This is a genomic window from Streptomyces sp. 3211.6 (genome assembly GCF_003634815.1).
GTDB classification, from domain to species: domain Bacteria; phylum Actinomycetota; class Actinomycetes; order Streptomycetales; family Streptomycetaceae; genus Streptomyces; species Streptomyces katrae_A.
This window is the reverse complement of record NZ_RBXC01000001.1, coordinates 3,574,732-3,591,626: the sequence shown is the minus strand read 5'-3', so window position 1 is coordinate 3,591,626 and position 16,895 is coordinate 3,574,732. Positions and strand designations below refer to the sequence as shown.

The 16,895-nt window shown below is 71.8% G+C and carries 16 protein-coding genes; 7 read left to right on the top strand and 9 right to left on the bottom strand.

Annotated elements, in window-relative coordinates; genetic code table 11:
* Positions 1–139: 139 nt before the first annotated feature.
* On the bottom strand, positions 140–1,903 hold the full coding sequence (argS, locus tag BX286_RS16390) for an arginine--tRNA ligase (RefSeq protein ID WP_100863461.1): 1,764 nt from the start codon (positions 1,901–1,903) through the stop codon (positions 140–142).
* A gap of 202 nt (positions 1,904–2,105) precedes the next feature.
* Here argS and lysS point away from each other — a divergent pair, with 202 nt between their 5' ends.
* Positions 2,106–3,845: a lysine--tRNA ligase gene (gene lysS / locus BX286_RS16385; RefSeq protein ID WP_100863462.1), complete on the top strand. Its 1,740-nt coding sequence runs from the start codon at positions 2,106–2,108 to the stop codon at positions 3,843–3,845.
* Between the two features lie 84 nt (positions 3,846–3,929).
* Here the strand turns inward: lysS and BX286_RS16380 are convergent, their stop codons facing one another.
* The 3 genes from BX286_RS16380 to BX286_RS16370 form a co-directional block, all read right to left on the bottom strand.
* The gene (locus BX286_RS16380; protein WP_100863463.1) at positions 3,930–5,435 is read right to left on the bottom strand and encodes a DUF2637 domain-containing protein; all 1,506 of its coding nucleotides are present in this window, start codon (positions 5,433–5,435) and stop codon (positions 3,930–3,932) included.
* 77 nt (positions 5,436–5,512) lie between these two features.
* Positions 5,513–6,325 (bottom strand): DUF3558 family protein, encoded by an 813-nt coding sequence (locus tag BX286_RS16375; protein WP_079427872.1) that lies wholly within the window; start codon positions 6,323–6,325, stop codon positions 5,513–5,515.
* Between the two features lie 144 nt (positions 6,326–6,469).
* Positions 6,470–7,339, bottom strand: a complete 870-nt coding sequence (locus BX286_RS16370) for a DUF3558 domain-containing protein (protein ID WP_121017662.1) — start codon at positions 7,337–7,339, stop codon at positions 6,470–6,472.
* 190 nt (positions 7,340–7,529) lie between these two features.
* On the opposite strand from BX286_RS16370, the gene BX286_RS16365 reads away from it, so the two are divergent.
* Positions 7,530–8,723, top strand: a complete 1,194-nt coding sequence (locus BX286_RS16365) for an RtcB family protein (protein WP_079427868.1) — start codon at positions 7,530–7,532, stop codon at positions 8,721–8,723.
* Positions 8,724–8,784: 61 nt separating this feature from the next.
* Here the strand turns inward: BX286_RS16365 and BX286_RS16360 are convergent, their stop codons facing one another.
* The gene (locus BX286_RS16360) at positions 8,785–9,261 is read right to left on the bottom strand and encodes a Uma2 family endonuclease (protein ID WP_261993440.1); all 477 of its coding nucleotides are present in this window, start codon (positions 9,259–9,261) and stop codon (positions 8,785–8,787) included.
* Positions 9,262–9,524: 263 nt separating this feature from the next.
* Between BX286_RS16360 and BX286_RS16355 the strand changes: the two genes are divergently transcribed.
* Positions 9,525–10,196, top strand: coding sequence for a polysaccharide deacetylase family protein (locus BX286_RS16355; RefSeq protein WP_100863466.1), 672 nt, complete (start codon positions 9,525–9,527; stop codon positions 10,194–10,196).
* Here the strand turns inward: BX286_RS16355 and BX286_RS16350 are convergent.
* Positions 10,193–10,960: an SDR family NAD(P)-dependent oxidoreductase gene (locus tag BX286_RS16350; RefSeq protein ID WP_079427864.1), complete on the bottom strand. Its 768-nt coding sequence runs from the start codon at positions 10,958–10,960 to the stop codon at positions 10,193–10,195. The two genes, BX286_RS16355 and BX286_RS16350, sit on opposite strands and share 4 nt — an antisense overlap.
* 213 nt (positions 10,961–11,173) lie before the next feature.
* Between BX286_RS16350 and BX286_RS16345 the strand changes: the two genes are divergently transcribed.
* A complete protein-coding gene (locus BX286_RS16345; protein WP_311736935.1) occupies positions 11,174–11,641 on the top strand; it encodes a hypothetical protein in 468 nt (155 codons plus the stop codon).
* 28 nt (positions 11,642–11,669) lie between these two features.
* Here BX286_RS16345 and BX286_RS16340 read toward each other — a convergent pair whose 3' ends face one another.
* Both BX286_RS16340 and BX286_RS16335 read right to left on the bottom strand, forming a co-directional pair.
* Positions 11,670–12,407 carry a Mut7-C RNAse domain-containing protein gene (locus BX286_RS16340; RefSeq protein WP_121015309.1) on the bottom strand — a complete coding sequence of 246 codons (738 nt, stop codon included), beginning with the start codon at positions 12,405–12,407 and terminating at the stop codon, positions 11,670–11,672.
* A gap of 54 nt (positions 12,408–12,461) precedes the next feature.
* Entirely contained in the window at positions 12,462–12,878 is a 417-nt protein-coding gene (locus tag BX286_RS16335) for a helix-turn-helix domain-containing protein (protein WP_121015307.1), read from the bottom strand.
* Between the two features lie 150 nt (positions 12,879–13,028).
* Here BX286_RS16335 and BX286_RS16330 point away from each other — a divergent pair, with 150 nt between their 5' ends.
* Positions 13,029–13,928, top strand: coding sequence for an NADP-dependent oxidoreductase (locus BX286_RS16330; RefSeq protein WP_121017661.1), 900 nt, complete (start codon positions 13,029–13,031; stop codon positions 13,926–13,928).
* Between the two features lie 33 nt (positions 13,929–13,961).
* On the opposite strand, the gene BX286_RS16325 is transcribed toward BX286_RS16330, so the two are convergent.
* The gene (locus BX286_RS16325) at positions 13,962–14,399 is read right to left on the bottom strand and encodes a hypothetical protein (protein ID WP_045949392.1); all 438 of its coding nucleotides are present in this window, start codon (positions 14,397–14,399) and stop codon (positions 13,962–13,964) included.
* Between the two features lie 466 nt (positions 14,400–14,865).
* Here BX286_RS16325 and hemL point away from each other — a divergent pair, with 466 nt between their 5' ends.
* A complete protein-coding gene (gene hemL, locus BX286_RS16320) occupies positions 14,866–16,188 on the top strand; it encodes a glutamate-1-semialdehyde 2,1-aminomutase (RefSeq protein WP_079427856.1) in 1,323 nt (440 codons plus the stop codon).
* Positions 16,185–16,859, top strand: coding sequence for a histidine phosphatase family protein (locus tag BX286_RS16315; protein WP_045949386.1), 675 nt, complete (start codon positions 16,185–16,187; stop codon positions 16,857–16,859). The genes hemL and BX286_RS16315 overlap by 4 nt, the downstream gene beginning before the upstream one ends.
* Positions 16,860–16,895 lie beyond the last annotated feature (36 nt).

The window sequence follows — 16,895 nt, the reverse complement described above, 5'->3', positions numbered from 1 at the left end:
CTCGGGTGTTCGGCACGGTTCGCGCCGAACGTAGGAGGGCCGCGTGAACGGTCGGCTACCACCCGATGTTCCCCGGCCGAACAAACACTCGGCCCCCGGCGCGGGGTGGTTGCGCCGGGGGCCGTCGTGGGGTGGTGCGTCAGAGCTTCTCGGGGGTGCGGATGCCCAGGAGGGACATGCCCTTGTTCAGGGTGCGGGCCGTCAGGTCGCACAGGAACAGGCGGTTCTCGACCTGCTGCGGGGTGTCGGCCTTGAGGACCGGGCACTCCGCGTAGAAGGTCGTGTAGAGCGAGGCCAGCTGGTACAGGTACGCGGCCAGCTTGTGCGGGGCGTACTCGGACGCGGCCTCCGCCACCAGCTCGCCGAAGCCGTCCAGGTGCAGGCCCAGCGCCCGCTCCGAGGCCGCGAGCTCCAGCTCCGGGTGGGCGGCCGGCCGGGCCTCGCCCGCCTTGCGCAGGATCGACTGGATACGGGCGTACGCGTACTGGAGGTACACGGACGTGTCACCGGTCAGCGAGACCATCTGGTCCAGGTCGAACTTGTAGTCGCGCGAGGCGGAGGTGGAGAGGTCCGCGTACTTCACCGCGCCGATGCCCACCTGGGCGCCGCGCTCGGCGATCTCCTCCTCCGTGAGGTCCTGGGCCTTCTCCCGGACCACGGAGGCGGCCCGCTCCACCGCCTCGTCCAGCAGGTCCACCAGCCGGACCGTCTCGCCCTCACGGGTCTTGAACGGCTTGCCGTCCTTGCCCAGGACCGTGCCGAAGGCCAGCTGGACGGCCTTGACCTCGTCGTTCAGCCAGCCCGCCCGGCGGGCCGTCTCGAAGACCATCTTGAAGTGCAGCGACTGCCGCGCGTCCACCACGTAGATCAGCGTGTCCGCGTTCAGGTTCCCCACGCGGTCGCGGATCGCCGACAGGTCGGTCGCGGCGTAGCCGAAGCCGCCGTCCGACTTCTGGACGATCAGCGGCGTCGGGTTGCCGTCCGGGCCCTTGTACTCGTCGAAGAACACGCACAGCGCACCGTTGGAGCGGACGGCCACGCCCGACTCCTCCAGCAGCTTGCAGGTCTCCACCAGCATGTCGTTGTAGCCGGACTCGCCGACCACGTCCGGGTCCTGGATGTCCATGTCCAGCTTGTTGAAGACCGAGTAGAAGTAGATCTTCGACTCGTCCACGAACCGCTGCCACAGGGCCAGGGTCTGCGGGTCGCCCGCCTGGAGGTCCACCACCCGCGCCCGCGCCCGCGTCTTGAACTCCTCGTCGGAGTCGAACAGCGCGCGCGAGGCCTTGTACAGGCGGTTCAGGTTGGACATGGCCTCCTCGCCGGACGCCTCGCCCTCCCCGCCCTTGTGGTCCAGCTCGTGCGGGTGCTCCAGCAGGTACTGGATGAGCATGCCGAACTGGGTGCCCCAGTCGCCGATGTGGTGGCGGCGGACCACCTTCTCGCCCGTGAACTCCAGGATCTCCACCATCGCCGCGCCGATCACGGCCGACCGCAGGTGGCCGACGTGCATCTCCTTGGCCACGTTCGGCTGCGCGTAGTCGATCACCGTGGTGCCGGCGGTCGGGGACAGCGGCACGCCGAGGCGGTCGTCGGCGGCGCGCGCCGCGAGGGTGCGGATGATCGCCTCGTCCGAGACGGTGATGTTGAGGAAGCCGGGGCCCGAGACCTCGATCTCCTTGATCAGGTCACCCGTGGGGATGGCCTCGACCACGGTCGTCGCCAGCTCCCGCGGGTTGGCCTTGGCCTTCTTCGCGAGCGCCAGGATGCCGTTGGCCTGGAAGTCGGCCCGGTCGCTTCGTCGCAGCAGCGGGTCGGCCGCACCGGCCTCCGGCAGGGCGGAGACGAGGGCGTCCGAGAGGCGCTGTTCGACGGAGGAAGCGAGGGAAGGGACCGAGGCCATGAGCTGCCGTTCCTGTGAGGTTGTGCCCGAGTGGGTCTTGGGCGTTCCGACAAGTGCCGAGTATCCCACGCGGAGGCTGCCGGGTCCTCGGCATATCACCCGCCGCACCACCCGCCGTATCACCAGACGGAAGCAACCCCGGAGCGGCCCCTTCCGTCTGGGAGAATGGCCGAAGCCAGCATTCGAGATAGAAGGACGTGTCGTGGCTCAGAGCGCGCAGAGCAACACAGAGACCGACTGGGTCTCCCGTTTCGCGGACGAGGTCATCGCCGAGGCGGAGCGCCGAGCCCCGGGCAAAACGATCGTCGTCGCGTCCGGCCTCTCCCCGTCGGGCCCGATCCACCTGGGCAACCTGCGCGAGGTCATGACCCCCCACCTGGTCGCGGACGAGATCCGCCGCCGGGGCCACGAGGTCCGCCACCTCATCTCCTGGGACGACTACGACCGCTACCGCAAGGTCCCCAAGGGCATCCCCGGTGTCACCGAGGAGTCGCACGCCCAGCACATCGGCCGCCCGCTGACCTCCGTGCCCGCCCCCGAGGGCTCCCCGTACCCGAACTGGGCCGAGCACTTCAAGGCCGCCATGGTCGCCTCCCTGGCCGAGCTGGGCGTCGAGTACGACCCCATCAGCCAGACCGAGCAGTACACCTCCGGCGCCTACCGCGACCAGGTCCTGTTCGCGATGAAGCACCGCGGCGACATCGACGCAGTGCTCGCCCAGTACCGCACCAAGCAGAAGCCGGGCGCCAAGAAGCCCCAGCAGAAGCCCCTCGACGAGGCCGAGATCGAGGCCGCCGAGGGCTCCGGCGCCGCCGGCGAGGACGACGGCAGCGCCGAGGGCGCCGAGTACTTCCCGTACAAGCCCTACTGCGGCCAGTGCGACAAGGACTTCACCAAGGTCACCGCCTACGACGACGAGACCACCGAGCTGACCTACGTCTGCACCGAGGACCAGTTCACCGAGACCGTCAAGCTGTCGGAGTTCAACCGCGGCAAGCTGGTCTGGAAGGTCGACTGGCCCATGCGCTGGGCCTACGAGGGCGTCGTCTTCGAGCCGTCGGGCGTGGACCACTCCTCGCCGGGCTCGTCCTTCCAGGTCGGCGGCCAGATCGTCGGCCTCTTCGGCGGCGAGCAGCCCATCGGCCCGATGTACGCCTTCGTCGGCATCAGCGGCATGGCCAAGATGTCCTCCAGCAAGGGCGGGGTCCCCACCCCGGCCGACGCGCTGAAGATCATGGAGCCGCAGCTGCTGCGCTGGCTGTACGCCCGCCGCCGCCCCAACCAGTCCTTCAAGATCGCCTTCGACCAGGAGATCCAGCGGCTCTACGACGAGTGGGACAAGCTGGAGGGCAAGGTCGCCGACGGCTCCGTGCTGCCGGCCGACGCCGCCGCCCACTCCCGCGCCGTCCGCGTCGCCTCCCACGAGCTGCCGCGCACCCCGCGCCCGATGCCGTACCGCACCCTCGCGTCGGTCGTCGACATCACCGCCGGACACGACGAGCAGACCCTGCGCATCCTCTCCGAGCTGGACCCGGAGAAGCCGCTGACCTCCCTCGACGAGGTCCGCCCGCGCCTGGACCGCGCCGAGAACTGGATCACCACCCAGGTCCCGGCCGACCAGCGCACCCTCGTGCGCGAGGAGCCCGACGCCGAACTGCTCGCCTCCCTCGACGAGGAGGGCCGCCGCTCCCTGGCCATGCTGCTGGAGGGCCTCGACACCCACTGGTCGCTCGACGGGCTCACCACCCTCGTCTACGGCGTGCCGAAGGTCATGGCGGGCCTGGAGCCCGACGCCAAGCCCACCCCCGAGCTCAAGGTCGCCCAGCGCGAGTTCTTCGCCCTGCTCTACCGCCTGCTCGTCACCCGCGAGACCGGCCCCCGCCTGCCCACGCTGCTCCTCGCGGTCGGCGCGGACCGGGTGCGCGCGCTCCTCGCGGTCTGACCTCATAGGGTCTGACCTCATGGCCGAAGGGCCCGCACCGCCGGATCACCGGGGGTGCGGGCCCTTTCCGCGTGCGCGGGCGGCCTACTGCATGAACCTGCTCTCCAGGTCGCGCTGGTAGCGCTGCTTCAGCGTCGGCATCATGGCCTCGATGACCGAGACGCTGTCCGGTTGGAGCGGCCCGTAAGCGGCGGCGAGGGCCTGGTCCAGCTGGTGGGCGGTGGGGTGGCTGTTCTTCGCCTCCACGTAGGCCTGGTACGCCTCGTACGCCGCTTCCTCGAATTTCTCCTGGTCGAGGGCGTCGTGCGCCTCGTCGGCCTCGTCGTAGGCCGGGGTGCGGGGGTCCTGCTGCTCCTCCGGGCCCGCCGGGGGCATCACCGGGGTCGGCTCCAGGCCCTCCACGTACTGCGGGTTGTAGCCGCCCTCGTACGCCGCCTGCGGAGCCTTCGGCCCGGCGAACCAGGCACTGTCGTGCGGGGCCGGCATGGCCTCCGGGGCCACCGCGAACGGCGCCGGCGCCTGAGCGAGCTTCGCCTGCCCCAGCCGCGCCGCGGCCCGGTCCAGCCCCTCCCACTGCTCGGGAACGGCCGGCCCCTCGGGCTCCACGGGCCCCAGGTGCGCGACGTGCGCGACCTGCTCCACGGGCTCCACGTGACCCTCAGGCCCCGTCGGCCCCGCGCCCCCGGCGGCCTGCGGAGCCACCGCCAGGGCCGGAGCCGGCCCCGCCGCGGCAGCGCCCTGGCCGGCCCCGGGCGCCACGGGCAGGGCCGGTGCGGCACCCGCCTCCGGACCCGCCACGGCCGGACCGGCCACCGCAGTACCCATCGCGACGGCCGGACCGCCCACCGCGGGACCCATCGCCACCGCCGGGGCCTGCACCACCGCCGGAGGCAGCAGCACCGGGTCGATGCCCGCCGCGGCCAGCCCCTCCGGCGCCGTCTGCGCCAGCGGCACACCGATCCGCGCCAGCCGCAGCGGCATCAGCGCCTCCACCGGCGCCTTCCGCCGCCACGCCCGCCCGAACCGGGCCTGGAGCCGCGCCTGGTAGATCAGCCGGTCCTGCTCCATCCCGACCGCCTGCTCGTACGAGCGCAGCTCCCACAGCTTCATCCGGCGCCACAGCCTGAACGTCGGCACCGGGGACAGCAGCCAGCGGGTGATCCGCACCCCCTCCATGTGCCGGTCCGCGGTGATGTCCGCGATCCGGCCCACGGCGTGCCGCGCCGCCTCCACCGTCACCACGAACAGCACCGGGATCACCGCGTGCATGCCCACGCCCAGCGGATCCGGCCAGGCCGCCGCGCCGTTGAACGCGATCGTCGCCGCGGTCAGCAGCCAGGCCGTCTGCCGCAGCAGGGGGAACGGGATCCGGATCCAGGTCAGCAGCAGGTCCAGCGCCAGCAGCACGCAGATGCCCGCGTCGATGCCGATCGGGAACACCAGCGAGAAGCTGCCGAAGCCTTTCTTCAGCGCCAGGGCACGAACCGCGGCGTACGAACCCGCGAAGCCGATACCCGCGATGACGAGCGCTCCGGCGACCACGACACCGACCAGAATCCGGTGCGTACGAGTCAGCTGCATCGCGGCCACTCGAGATCCCCTCCCCTTGCGAAGCTACAGGCAGGCACAGCGTACGGGTGACCCTGCGTCACCCGCGCCGCAGACCCCTACTGCTTCGGCGAGGCCGAGGCCGACGGGGAAGCGGAAGACGAAGCGGAAGCCGACGGCGACTCCGCACCGGAAGGCGCCTGCTCGTTGGCGCCGTTGGCCACCGAGGTCACGACCTCCTTGGCCGCGGCGATCGCATCCTGGAGGAGCTTGCCCTGGTCCGGCGCGCCCGCGCCCTCGTAGGCGGCACCGTTGAAGTCGAGGGTGACCACGACGTTCTGGGTGCGGGCCACGACGGTGGTGTTGAAGAAGTCGACGTCCTTCTTGATCCCGTAGATCACGGACGTCCCCTGGTCACCGACCCCGTCGGCCTGCTCGACCTTGACGTCGTGCGCGTCCTTGGTGGTCTTCGCCAGCTCGATCTGCTTGTTGTACTGCTCCTCCGCGCGCTTGTTGCCGCTGCCCAGGGAGGCGTGCGAGTCGTAGCGCACCAGGGACACGGACAGCCAGCGGTACTGCGAGCCCTTCGTGCCGTCCGTCTCCAGACCGTTCCAGGAGCAGCTGGCGCGGTTGGCGAGGTCGTTGGACTTGGCGGCCGTGCCGTTCTTGTCCTTCGCGTCGTGGACGAGGGACTCGATCGTCTTGGCGGAGACCGCCTTGCAGGGGTCCGGCAGCTTCTCGTACGCCACCTTCTCCAGCGCGGTGGAGCCCTTCGTGCCCGGCTTGGACGAGGAGGACGACGAGGACTTCTTGCCGGAGTCCGAGCCCGAGGAGGACTTCCCCGAGTCGGAGGAGCAGCCGGCGACGGTGAGGATCACCGGGACGGCTGCGCAGGCGAGGACGCGGGTGAGGCGCGAGGCTGATCGGTGCATGGTTCCTTCAGACGTTGGGGACATCTCGGTGCTTCGGGGTCGTGCTTCAGGGGTGTGGGACCCCCGCAACGGTAGCCCGATCCGGAGCGGGACTGCTGTGCGCGCCGTCACGCGGGCCGTGCACGCCCCCCGGGAGCAGCGCGCTCACTCGCTGAAGCGCTCCGCCAGGGCCTCGGCCAGCTGACGGGTCTTGTCCTGCGTTTCCGCGGCCGGCGGGACCTTGCCCGGAGCGGAGGGCTGGACGCTGTACTCGACGGTGACGATCACGTTGGAGGTGCGGAAGACGATCCGCACGGTGCGGTTCTGCGCGGCGGTGGCCCCGGCCGCGCCGAGCTTGTCGTCGAGGAACCCCTCGCTCCCGAGCCCGTCCAGCACCCGCGAACCGAGCTCGGGGGAGCCGGTGGCGGAGGCGGAAGGGGTGGGGGCGGTGGCGGGCGGCGACTGCGGGGCCTCGGGCCCGCCGGGGGCGGTACCGGCGGGGGCCCCCGTGCCGGGGCTCGTGCTCGGGCTCGGTCCAGGGCTCGCGCTGGAGCCGGCGGCCGGGCCGGGGAAGGGCAGGTGCGCGTCCGTCAGCCGGCGCACGTACACCTGGTGAGCCTTGTCGTCGTCGCTCGCGGCGGCGCGGTCGTACGAGACCACCCGCTCGAAGGTGACCGACAGCAGCAGGGCAGCCTCGGGCGTCTGGGCGTTCCAGCGGCAGCCGACGTGCCGGTCGGCGTCGTACGAGGACTCGGCCGTCCCGGCGTAGAGCTGCTCGCGCTGCTCGGTGGTGAGGGAGTCCGAGGCCGGGAGCATGGCCCGCAGCCGCTTGCCGTCGACGGCCTTGCAGGGCTGGGGGAGGCTGCGGTACTTGCCGGGCTGCGCGGGCGCGGCGGTGCTGCTGCCGTTCTTCTGGTCGCCGATCCCGCCGATGCCGTCGCCGCCGGTGCACGCGGTCGCGCCGGCGGCGAGCGCGGTGAGCACCGCGATGCCCGGCAGGAATCGACGGCGCACCCGCGTGCGTTCCACGTCCATCGGCTTCACTCGCTCCCCTGGCTTCCTTGGCGTCCTCGGGAAAATCCGTTGCCGCGACTCGGACACGGATGGACACAATGTCTATCGCACACGCTGGTGCCGGCGCCGGTTCCCTGTCTGGTTTGGGGGTATGAGCGCGGCTTTTCGCGTACTCCTACCTTTCTGCTGATTTCCGGGGGATTGTTCTGTTATGTCGTATGTAGAGGTACCCGGGGCGAAGGTCCCGATCAGGATGTGGACGGACCCGGCGTCGGTCGAGGACAGCGCCATGCGGCAGCTGCAGAACACCGCCGGGCTCCCGTGGATCAAGGGCCTGGCCGTCATGCCGGACGTCCACTACGGCAAGGGCGCGACGGTCGGCTCGGTGATCGCGATGAAGGACGCGGTGTGCCCGGCGGCGGTGGGCGTGGACATCGGCTGCGGCATGTCGGCGGTCAAGACCTCCCTCACGGCGAACGACCTCCCGGGGGACCTGTCGAAGCTGCGGTCGCGGATCGAGCAGGCGATTCCCGTGGGGGCGGGGATGCACCGGGAGGCGGTGGATCCGGGGAGGCTGTACGGGTTCTCCGAGACCGGGTACGCGGACCTCTGGAAGCGCTTCGACTACATCGCCGATGCGGTCAAGTTCCGTCAGGAACGTGCCGTGAAACAGATCGGAACGCTCGGCTCCGGCAATCATTTCATCGAATTCTGTCTCGATGAGTCAGGTTCGGTCTGGCTGATGCTGCACTCCGGCTCGCGCGGCATCGGCAACGAGCTCGCCGCGCACCACATCGGCGTGGCCCGGGGCCTGGCGCACAACCAGAACCTGGTCGACCGGGACCTGGCCGTCTTCCTCGCCGCGACCCCGGAGATGGAGGCGTACCGCAACGACCTCTTCTGGGCGCAGGAGTACGCCAAGTACAACCGGGCGGCGATGATGAGCCTGTTCAAGGAGGTCATCCGGCGGGAGTTCCGCAAGGCGAAGGTCTCCTTCGGGCAGGAGATCAGCTGCCACCACAACTACGTGGCGGAGGAGCGGTACGACGGCATGGACCTGCTGGTCACCCGCAAGGGCGCGATCCGCGCCGGCAGCGGGGAGTACGGGATCATCCCCGGCTCGATGGGCACGGGCTCCTACATCGTGAAGGGGCTCGGCAACGAGAAGTCCTTCAACTCCGCCTCGCACGGCGCGGGCCGCAAGATGAGCCGCACGGCGGCGAAGAAGCGGTTCTCGGCGCGGGACCTGGCGGAGCAGACGCGGGGCGTGGAGTGCCGCAAGGACTCGGGCGTCGTGGACGAGATCCCGGGGGCCTACAAGTCGATCGAGCAGGTCATCGACCAGCAGACCGACCTGGTGCAGGTCGTGGCGAAGCTGAAGCAGGTCATCTGCGTCAAGGGCTGACGGGGGTGTGCAGGGGGCTCGGACCGACTGCGGTCCGGGCCCCTTCGCGTGTGCCCGGTTCTCACTCGCCGTCGAGGAGGAGGTCCACCGGGAGTTCGAGGGTCACGCCGACGTACTCGGGGACGGTGATGGAGGTGCCGCGCTTGTGGGACGTGCGGAGGCGGTAGGTGCCGTTGCGCGGGTCGCGGCAGACGACGACCTCGTCGTGGCGGCGGTCGGCGATGACGTAGAAGGGGACGTCGGCCTTCGCGTAGGAGTCCACCTTGGAGCCGAGGTCATCCGACCAGTTCGAGGAGGTCACCTCGACGATGAGGCGGAAGACCTCTGGCGAGTAGCAGTTGCTCCGGCCCTTGAAGTCCAGGAAGTCCTCGGTGACGAGCGCGAAGTCCGGGATGGCGTAGTCGTCGGGCCCGGTGGGCAGCCAGATGCCGATGCCCTGGAGGTACCGCAGGCCGGCCTTCTTGGCTCCGGCTTCGAAGAACGCCTCGGTCAACCAGCTCAAAGTGAGCGCATGCTCCCCGTCGGCAGGTGGTGTCACGGTGAGCCTCCCCTGGAGAATCTCCACTCGGTGCCTGGGAAGCTCCCTGGAGAGTCGATCGGCGGCTTCCGCGATCGTGGTCTCGTGCTGCATCACGGCCATAGCTTCCTCCCTTTCGCGGCTCACGTTTTCGGAGCGTAGCGCTGTCCGCTGCCGATTCGCGTGGATTCACCCGTATGGGCTCCGAGGGTCCCCTGAGGGCCAACTTCCACTTGTGGTGCGGGGGTTGACCGTGTCGGTTGGTCTAGACCAGGGTGGGCGTCATGTGGAGAACTCGTGTGTTCCTCGCCGCTCTCGCGGCGTTGTCGCTGGGGGTCGGGGTTGGCGGGTCGGCTCAGGCCGCCGTGGGGCTGCCGCCCGTCGTGGCGCATGTGCCGACGTCCGAGAAGGTCGTGTTCATCACGATCGACGACGGGTGGACGCATGACGCCGAGGCCGCGCGGATGCTGAGGGAGCGGCGGGTGCCCGCTTCGTTGTTCTTGCTGCCGGGGGCCACCGCCTATGACACGCAGTACTTCACCGATCTGGTCGACGGCGGGCGGGTCTCGGTGGAGAACCACACCGTGAACCATCCCGATCTGACCACCCTCGACGCCGCCGGGAAGGACGCCGAGGTGTGCGGGGCCGGGGAGCGGCTGGAGGAGACGTTCGGGAAGGCGCCCAGGCTGCTGCGGCCGCCGTACGGGGCCGTCAACGACGACGTGCGGCTGGCGGCCAAGGCGTGCGGGGTGAAGGCGCTGGTCACCTGGACCTACGACTTCACCACCTGGAGCCAGACCCCGCCGGCCCCGCAGCTGAAGGGCGGGGACATCGTGCTGCTGCACTTCACGCCGATGCTGGCGGCGGACCTGGACCGCGCGCTGGGTGCGGCCAGGGCCGCGGGGCTGAGGCCCGCGCCCCTGATGCCGTACCTCAGGAGTGCCGGACTGGTCTAGAGCTCGCGGTGGACCTTCGTGTTCGAGGCCTGGGCGCGGGGGCGGACCACGAGGAGGTCGATGTTGACGTGGCTGGGGCGGGTCACCGCCCAGGTGATGGTGTCGGCCACGTCGTCGGCGGAGAGGGGGTGCGCGACGCCCGCGTACACCTTCTCCGCCTTCTCCTTGTCGCCGCGGAAGCGGGTGGTGGCGAACTCCTCGGTCTTGACCATGCCGGGGGCGATCTCGATGACGCGGACGGGCTGGCCGACGATCTCCAGGCGGAGGGTCTCGGCGAGGACGCGGGCGCCGTTCTTCGCGGCGACGTAGCCCGCGCCGCCCTCGTAGGTGGCGTGGCCGGCGGTGGAGGAGAGGACGACGACCGTGCCGTCGCCGCTGGCGGTGAGGGCGGGCAGGAGCGCCTGGGTGACGTGGAGGGTGCCGATGACGTTGACCTCGTACATCGTGCGCCAGTCGGCCGGGTCGCCGGTGGCCACGGGCTCGGCGCCGATGGCGCCGCCGGCGTTGTTGACGAGTACGTCGCAGCGGGAGAGGGAGGCGGCGAAGGCGTCGACGGCGGGGCGGTCGGTGACGTCGAGGGCGTGGGCGGTGGCCTCGTGACCGGCCGCGGTGAGCTCGGCGGCGAGGGCCTCGATGCGGTCCTTGCGGCGGGCCGTGAGGACGACGTGGTAGCCCGCGGCGGCGAGCTGACGGGCGGTGGCCGCGCCGATTCCGCTGCTCGCGCCGGTGATGACGGCGGTTCGGGTGGCCGTGCGCGTGCTCATGGGCGGGGCTCCTCGTTCGGTCGCTCGTGGCGTGGTGCGTGCTCGTTCGTTCGTGCGTACGGATGCGCGCGAACGTTCGCCAGCATAGGCCGGGGGGCTGACGGGGCGCGTGCGGGAGCGGTGGCGAATGGGGGTGGGCTCGCCCTCGTTCGTGTGATGGTCCGATCGGCGGTTCGTCGGGGTGGTTACCGTCCGCGCGAGGAGGTGGTGGCGGTGCGCCGTGGTGCCGTACGGAGTGTGGTGGTGGCGGGCTCGCTGGTGCTGGCGGGGGCCGGGCCGGCGGGTGCGTGGGCCGGGCCGGAGGCGGACGTGGCCTACCACGGGCGGGTGTCCCTGGTGCGGGGGCAGCTGCGGGTGTGGATGGTGCCGCAGAACGAGGGGCCGTCGGGGCTGGCGGACGCGACGGTGCGGGTGCGGCTGTCGGCGGACCTGGCGGACGCGCAGGAGCTGTCCGCGGGGTGTGCGCGGGCGGGGGAGCGGGAGGTGGTGTGCGAGACGGGGCCGCTGCCCGAGCACGGGCGGGGGCGGCACATCGGGCTGGTGCTGGGGCTGCGGGAGCGGCCGGCGGAGGTGGCGGTGCGGATCGACACCTGGTGGAACGGCGGGGCGACGGACCGCAACAGCGGCAACAACGAGCACGTGGTGCTGGCGCTGGACACCGGGGACGCCTACGCGTTCTGAGGGGCGGCGGCGCGTCCTCCGGCGGGTGTCAGACGGCCGCGCCGTCGCCGAACTCGGCCAGGGCCTCGTGCACGATCCGCTCCAGGCGGGAGTGGTGGGCGCCGCGCCAGTAGACGCGTTCGCAGTCGGTGCACTGGGCGAAGACGTCGTACGAGCGCTGCGTGCCGTGCTCCAGCCGGTCGCCCACGCTGTCCTTGTCGGCCTCATGGAGGGGCCCGTTGCAGGCGGTGCAGCGGGTCCAGGGGGAGAGGTCGGGGGCGAACCGGCCCAGGACGTCGCGGAGTTGGTCGTCCGGGTTGTCGCTGTAGACGTAGGCGCCGGCGAAGATCTCGCGGCGGCGCAGCAGCCCGCGGTCGCGGGAGAGCAGGACGCGGCTCTCGGCGGCGGAGCGGGCGGCGAGGGCGGGGTCGCCGGGGTCCTCGTTGTCGTAGGCGGCGTCGACGCCGAGCAGGCGCAGCCGGCGGGCGAGGGTGCCGAGGTGGACGTCGAGGAGGAAGCGCAGCGGGGCGCCGGGGACCTGCTGGGGGCGGTCGACGCCGAACACCTCGACGGACTGGCCTGCCCGGGGCACGTACGAGACGGGCACCTGGCGGCCGTCGACGAGGAGGCGGCCGACTTCGGTGAGCGGGACTCCGGCGGATTCGACGACGTGTCCGAGGCTGGAGGCGCCGTCGGTGGCGGTCGGTACGCGGTCCACGCGCCGGCTGGGCGGCGCGAAGAGGCGTAGTTCGGGGGCGAGGGTGAGCTCAATACCGGGACCGTTCACGGTCCCAGCATGCCATCGGGGGTGGGGGCGGCGCGGCCGAATTTGCGAGGCCGGTCAGGTGGCGGACGCGGCTTCGTCGTAGGCCGTGCGGTGGGCGCTGACCTCGTCGAAGTGGTTCTCGGCCCAGCGCTTGACGGAGGAGAGGAGGCAGCCGAGGCTGCCGCCGAGTTCGGTCAGGCGGTAGTCGACGCGGACGGGGACGGAGGCGGTGACGGAGCGGGTGACGATGCCGTCGCGTTCGAGGGAGCGGAGGGTCTGGGTGAGCATCTTCTGGCTGACGCCGGGGATCTTGCGGCCGATCTCGCTGTAGCGCATGGAGCCGTTCTCGGCTTCGCCGAGGGCGCTGAGGATCAGACCGACCCACTTGTCGCTGATGCGGGCCAGGAGCTGGGTGGTGGGGCATTCCTTGACGAAGGCGTCGTAGGCGGCGCGGACGTCCTCGCGGCGGGCGGCGGCGGTCTGGGTGGCCATGGGTGCCCCACTTCCGGGTCGGGTACGCACTTCGAAGTGCGTACTTACGGAAAGAGAGTACCTCTCCTTAGGTTAGTGATCGTTGGGAACGACGGAAACGACGAACGACGCAACGAACGGGGAGAGATCATGAGCGAGCGGAACGAGACCATGCGGGCCGTGGTGGTGGACGCCTTCGGCGGGCCGGAGCAGGTGCGGGTGGCCGAGGTGGAGCTGCCGCGGCCGGCGGCCGGGCAGGTCCGGGTGCGGGTCCGGGCCGCCGGGGTGAACCCGGTGGACGGGGCAGTGCGCGCGGGCGTCTTCGGCGGGGCCGGGCAGCGGATCGGGCTCGGCTGGGACGTGGCGGGGGAGATCGACGAGGTCGGCCCCGGGGTGGAGGGCTGGACGGCGGGCCGCCGGGTGGTCGGGCTGCACTACGGCAAGGTCAAGCCGCTCGGTACGCACGCGGAGTACGTGGTGCTCGACGCGTCGGCGGTGGCCGCGGCGCCGGAGTCGGTGGATGCGGCCGTGGCGGCGGCGCTGCCGCTGAGCGGGCTGACGGCCGCGCGTGCGCTGGACCTGCTGGGGCTGGCCGCGGGGGAGTCGGTGCTGGTCACCGGGGCGGCCGGGTCGGTGGGCGCCATCGCCGTCCAGCTGGCGGTGCGGGCCGGGCTGGTGGTGACGGGCCTGGCGGGGGAGGGTGACGAGGAGTTCGTACGGTCTCTGGGTGCGACGGGGTTCGTCCCGCGGGGGGCGGCTCCCGCCGGGCCGGTGGACGGGGTGCTGGACACGGCCGTCCTGGGCGCGCCCGCCCTGGCGTTCGTCCGTGACGGAGGCGCCTACGTCGGGCTGATTCCGGGGGCGGAGCCCGCGCAGGAGCGGGGGGTGCGGGTGGCGGTGCAGGAGGTCGCGGCCGACGGGGCCGAGTTGGCGCGGCTGGCCGCGCTGGTGGACTCGGGGGCGCTGACGCTCCGCGTCGCGGAGACGTTGCCCCTCACGGAGGCGGCGAAGGCCCACGCGGCCCTGTCCACTCCGGGCACCCGGGGCCGCGTGGTCCTCACGGTCGCCTGACGCGAGGCCGGCTGTCGCGCGGCGGCGGCGCCGTCACGGCCAGACGAGGCAGTACGCCTGGTGGCCGTTCTCGTGCAGGCGGTGGGAGAAGTCCTGCCATTCGTGCAGCAGCTGGTAGACGTTGAACGCGTCCCGCGGGCCGCCCCGGTCGGGGACCGTCGACCAGATGAAGGCCGCCGCGCCGACCGACTCCTCGCCCACGTCGCGCAGCGGGTCGACCACCGTCATCGGCAGCTTGACCACCGCGTAGTCCGGGTGCAGGACGACCAGCTCCAGCGGCGGCACCTTGTGCAGCGGTATGCCCTCGATGCCGGTGAGGACCATCGCGGCCATCGTCTCCGGCTTGATCTTGGTGAACATGCCGCCCATGCCGAGCTCGTCGCCGCCGAGCTCCTCCGGCCGCATCGTCACCGGCACCCGCGCGGCGGTCGCGCCGTCCGGGGCGCCGAAGTACTTGTACGTCACGCCCATGCCGCGGCCCTTGGGCAGGTCGTCCGTGTCGCCGGCGCCCGCGGCGCTGTCGCCGTCCCGGCGGCCGGCGCGGTCGGCCCGCTCGGCCGAGCCGTTCCGGCGCGCGGTCCCGTCCCGGCGTCCCGCGTCGTCCGGGCCGGCGGGCAAGTCGCGGCGGGCGGGGTCCTCCGGAGCGTCCGGGGTGTCGGGGGTGCGGCCGGCGTGCGGGGCCGGGCCGGCGGCCGTCTCCGCCGCCTCCGCGGCCCGGCGGTGCTTGCCTCGGCGGCGGGCCTCGCGGGCGCGCTGCGGGTCCAGGCCGTCCGTACCCTCGCCCGGTCCACCACCGCGTTGCATATCTCCACCCGACTGGTATTTCCTGCACCGGCTTCGCGGCCCCCGCCACGCAGCCTGATCATCATGGCAGTGACCTCCCCCGAGGCGGCGCGGTGAAACGCCCCTCCGCAAGTCTGTCGCGGCCTCTGAGACCATGGCTGGTGTGAGCTACCCGTACCCGTATGAAGCCCCAGTTTCGCAGACGCTCTTCGAGCGCGCGTCCCTCGTGACCCCCGGCGGCGTGAACTCTCCCGTCCGCGCCTTCCGTGCCGTGGGCGGTACGCCCCGGTTCATGGTGTCCGGTACCGGTCCCTACCTGACCGATGCCGACGGGCGTGAGTACGTCGACCTGGTCTGCTCGTGGGGGCCGATGATCCTCGGCCACTCCCACCCCGAGGTGATCGAGGCCGTCCAGGCCGCCGTCGCCCGCGGCACCTCCTTCGGCACGCCCGGCGAGGGCGAGGTCGCCCTCGCCGAGGAGATCGTCGCCCGGATCGAGCCCGTCGAGCAGGTGCGCCTGGTGTCCTCCGGCACCGAGGCGACCATGTCGGCGATCCGGCTGGCCCGTGGCTTCACCGGCCGCGCCAAGGTCGTCAAGTTCGCCGGCTGCTACCACGGCCACGTCGACGCGCTGCTGGCCGCCGCCGGTTCCGGCCTGGCCACCTTCGCCCTTCCCGACACCCCCGGTGTGACCGGTGCGCAGGCCGGGGACACGATCGTGCTCCCCTACAACGACCTCGACGCGGTGCGGGCGGCGTTCGCCGCGCACCCCGGTGAGATCGCCTGCGTGATCACCGAGGCGGCCCCCGGCAACATGGGCGTGGTCACCCCCCTGGACGGCTTCAACCAGGGTCTCGCCGACCTCTGCCGCGAGAACGGCGCGCTGTACATCTCCGACGAGGTGATGACCGGATTCCGCACCTCGCGGGCCGGCTGGTACGGGGTCGACGGGGTCAGGCCCGACCTGATGACCTTCGGCAAGGTCATGGGCGGCGGCTTCCCGGCGGCGGCGTTCGGCGGCCGCGCCGACGTGATGGGCCACCTGGCCCCGGCCGGCCCGGTGTACCAGGCGGGCACGCTCTCCGGTAACCCGGTCGCCACCGCCGCCGGTCTCGCGCAGCTGCGGCTGCTGGACGCGGCGGCGTACGAGAAGGTCGACGCGGTGTCCCGGGAGATCCAGGGCCTGGTGACGGCCGCGCTGGCCAAGGAGGGCGTGGCGCACCGGCTGCAGACGGCCTCCAACATGTTCTCCGTCTTCTTCACCCCGGACGAGGTCCGCAACTACGACGACGCGAAGAAGCAGGAGGGCTTCCGCTTCAACGCGTTCTTCCACTCGATGCTGTCGCAGGGCGTCTACCTGCCGCCGTCGGCGTTCGAGTCCTGGTTCGTGTCCACCGCCCACGACGAGCGCGCCATCGAGCGCGTCGCGGCCGCGCTGCCCGCCGCCGCCCGAGCCGCCGCGGAGGCGACCGCATGAGCGACATCACCGTCGTCCACGTGATGCGGCACGGCGAGGTCCACAACCCCGACGGGGTGCTGTACGGCCGCCGGGCCGGCTACCACCTGTCGGAGCTGGGCCGGCAGATGGCCGACCGGGTCGCCGAGCACCTCCAGGACCGGGACGTCACCTACGTCGTGGCCTCCCCGCTGGAGCGGGCGCAGGAGACGGCCGCGCCGATCGCGAAGACGCACGGCCTGGAGCTGGCCACCGACGGCCGGCTGATCGAGGCGGGCAACGTCTTCGAGGGCAAGACCTTCGGCGTCGGTGACGGGGCGCTGCGCAAGCCGGGCAACTGGAAGCACCTGACGAACCCGTTCAAGCCGTCGTGGGGCGAGCCGTACGTCGAGCAGGTCGTGCGGATGATGAGCGCGATCGAGGCGGCCCGGGACGCGGCGCGCGGGCACGAGGCGGTGGCGGTCAGCCACCAGCTGCCGATCTGGATCGTGCGCAGCTTCGCGGAGAAGCGGCGGCTGTGGCACGACCCGCGGCGCCGGCAGTGCACCCTCGCCTCGCTGACGTCGTTCACGTACCAGGACGACAAGCTGGTGTCGGTGGGCTACAGCGAGCCGGCGCGGGACCTGGTTCCGGCGCACCTGCTGGCCGGCGCCAAGCCGGTGAAGGGGAAGTCCAAGGCGTTCGGCGCGTAGCCGGGCGGCCTGACCTGGGCCTCGACGCCGCGTCGG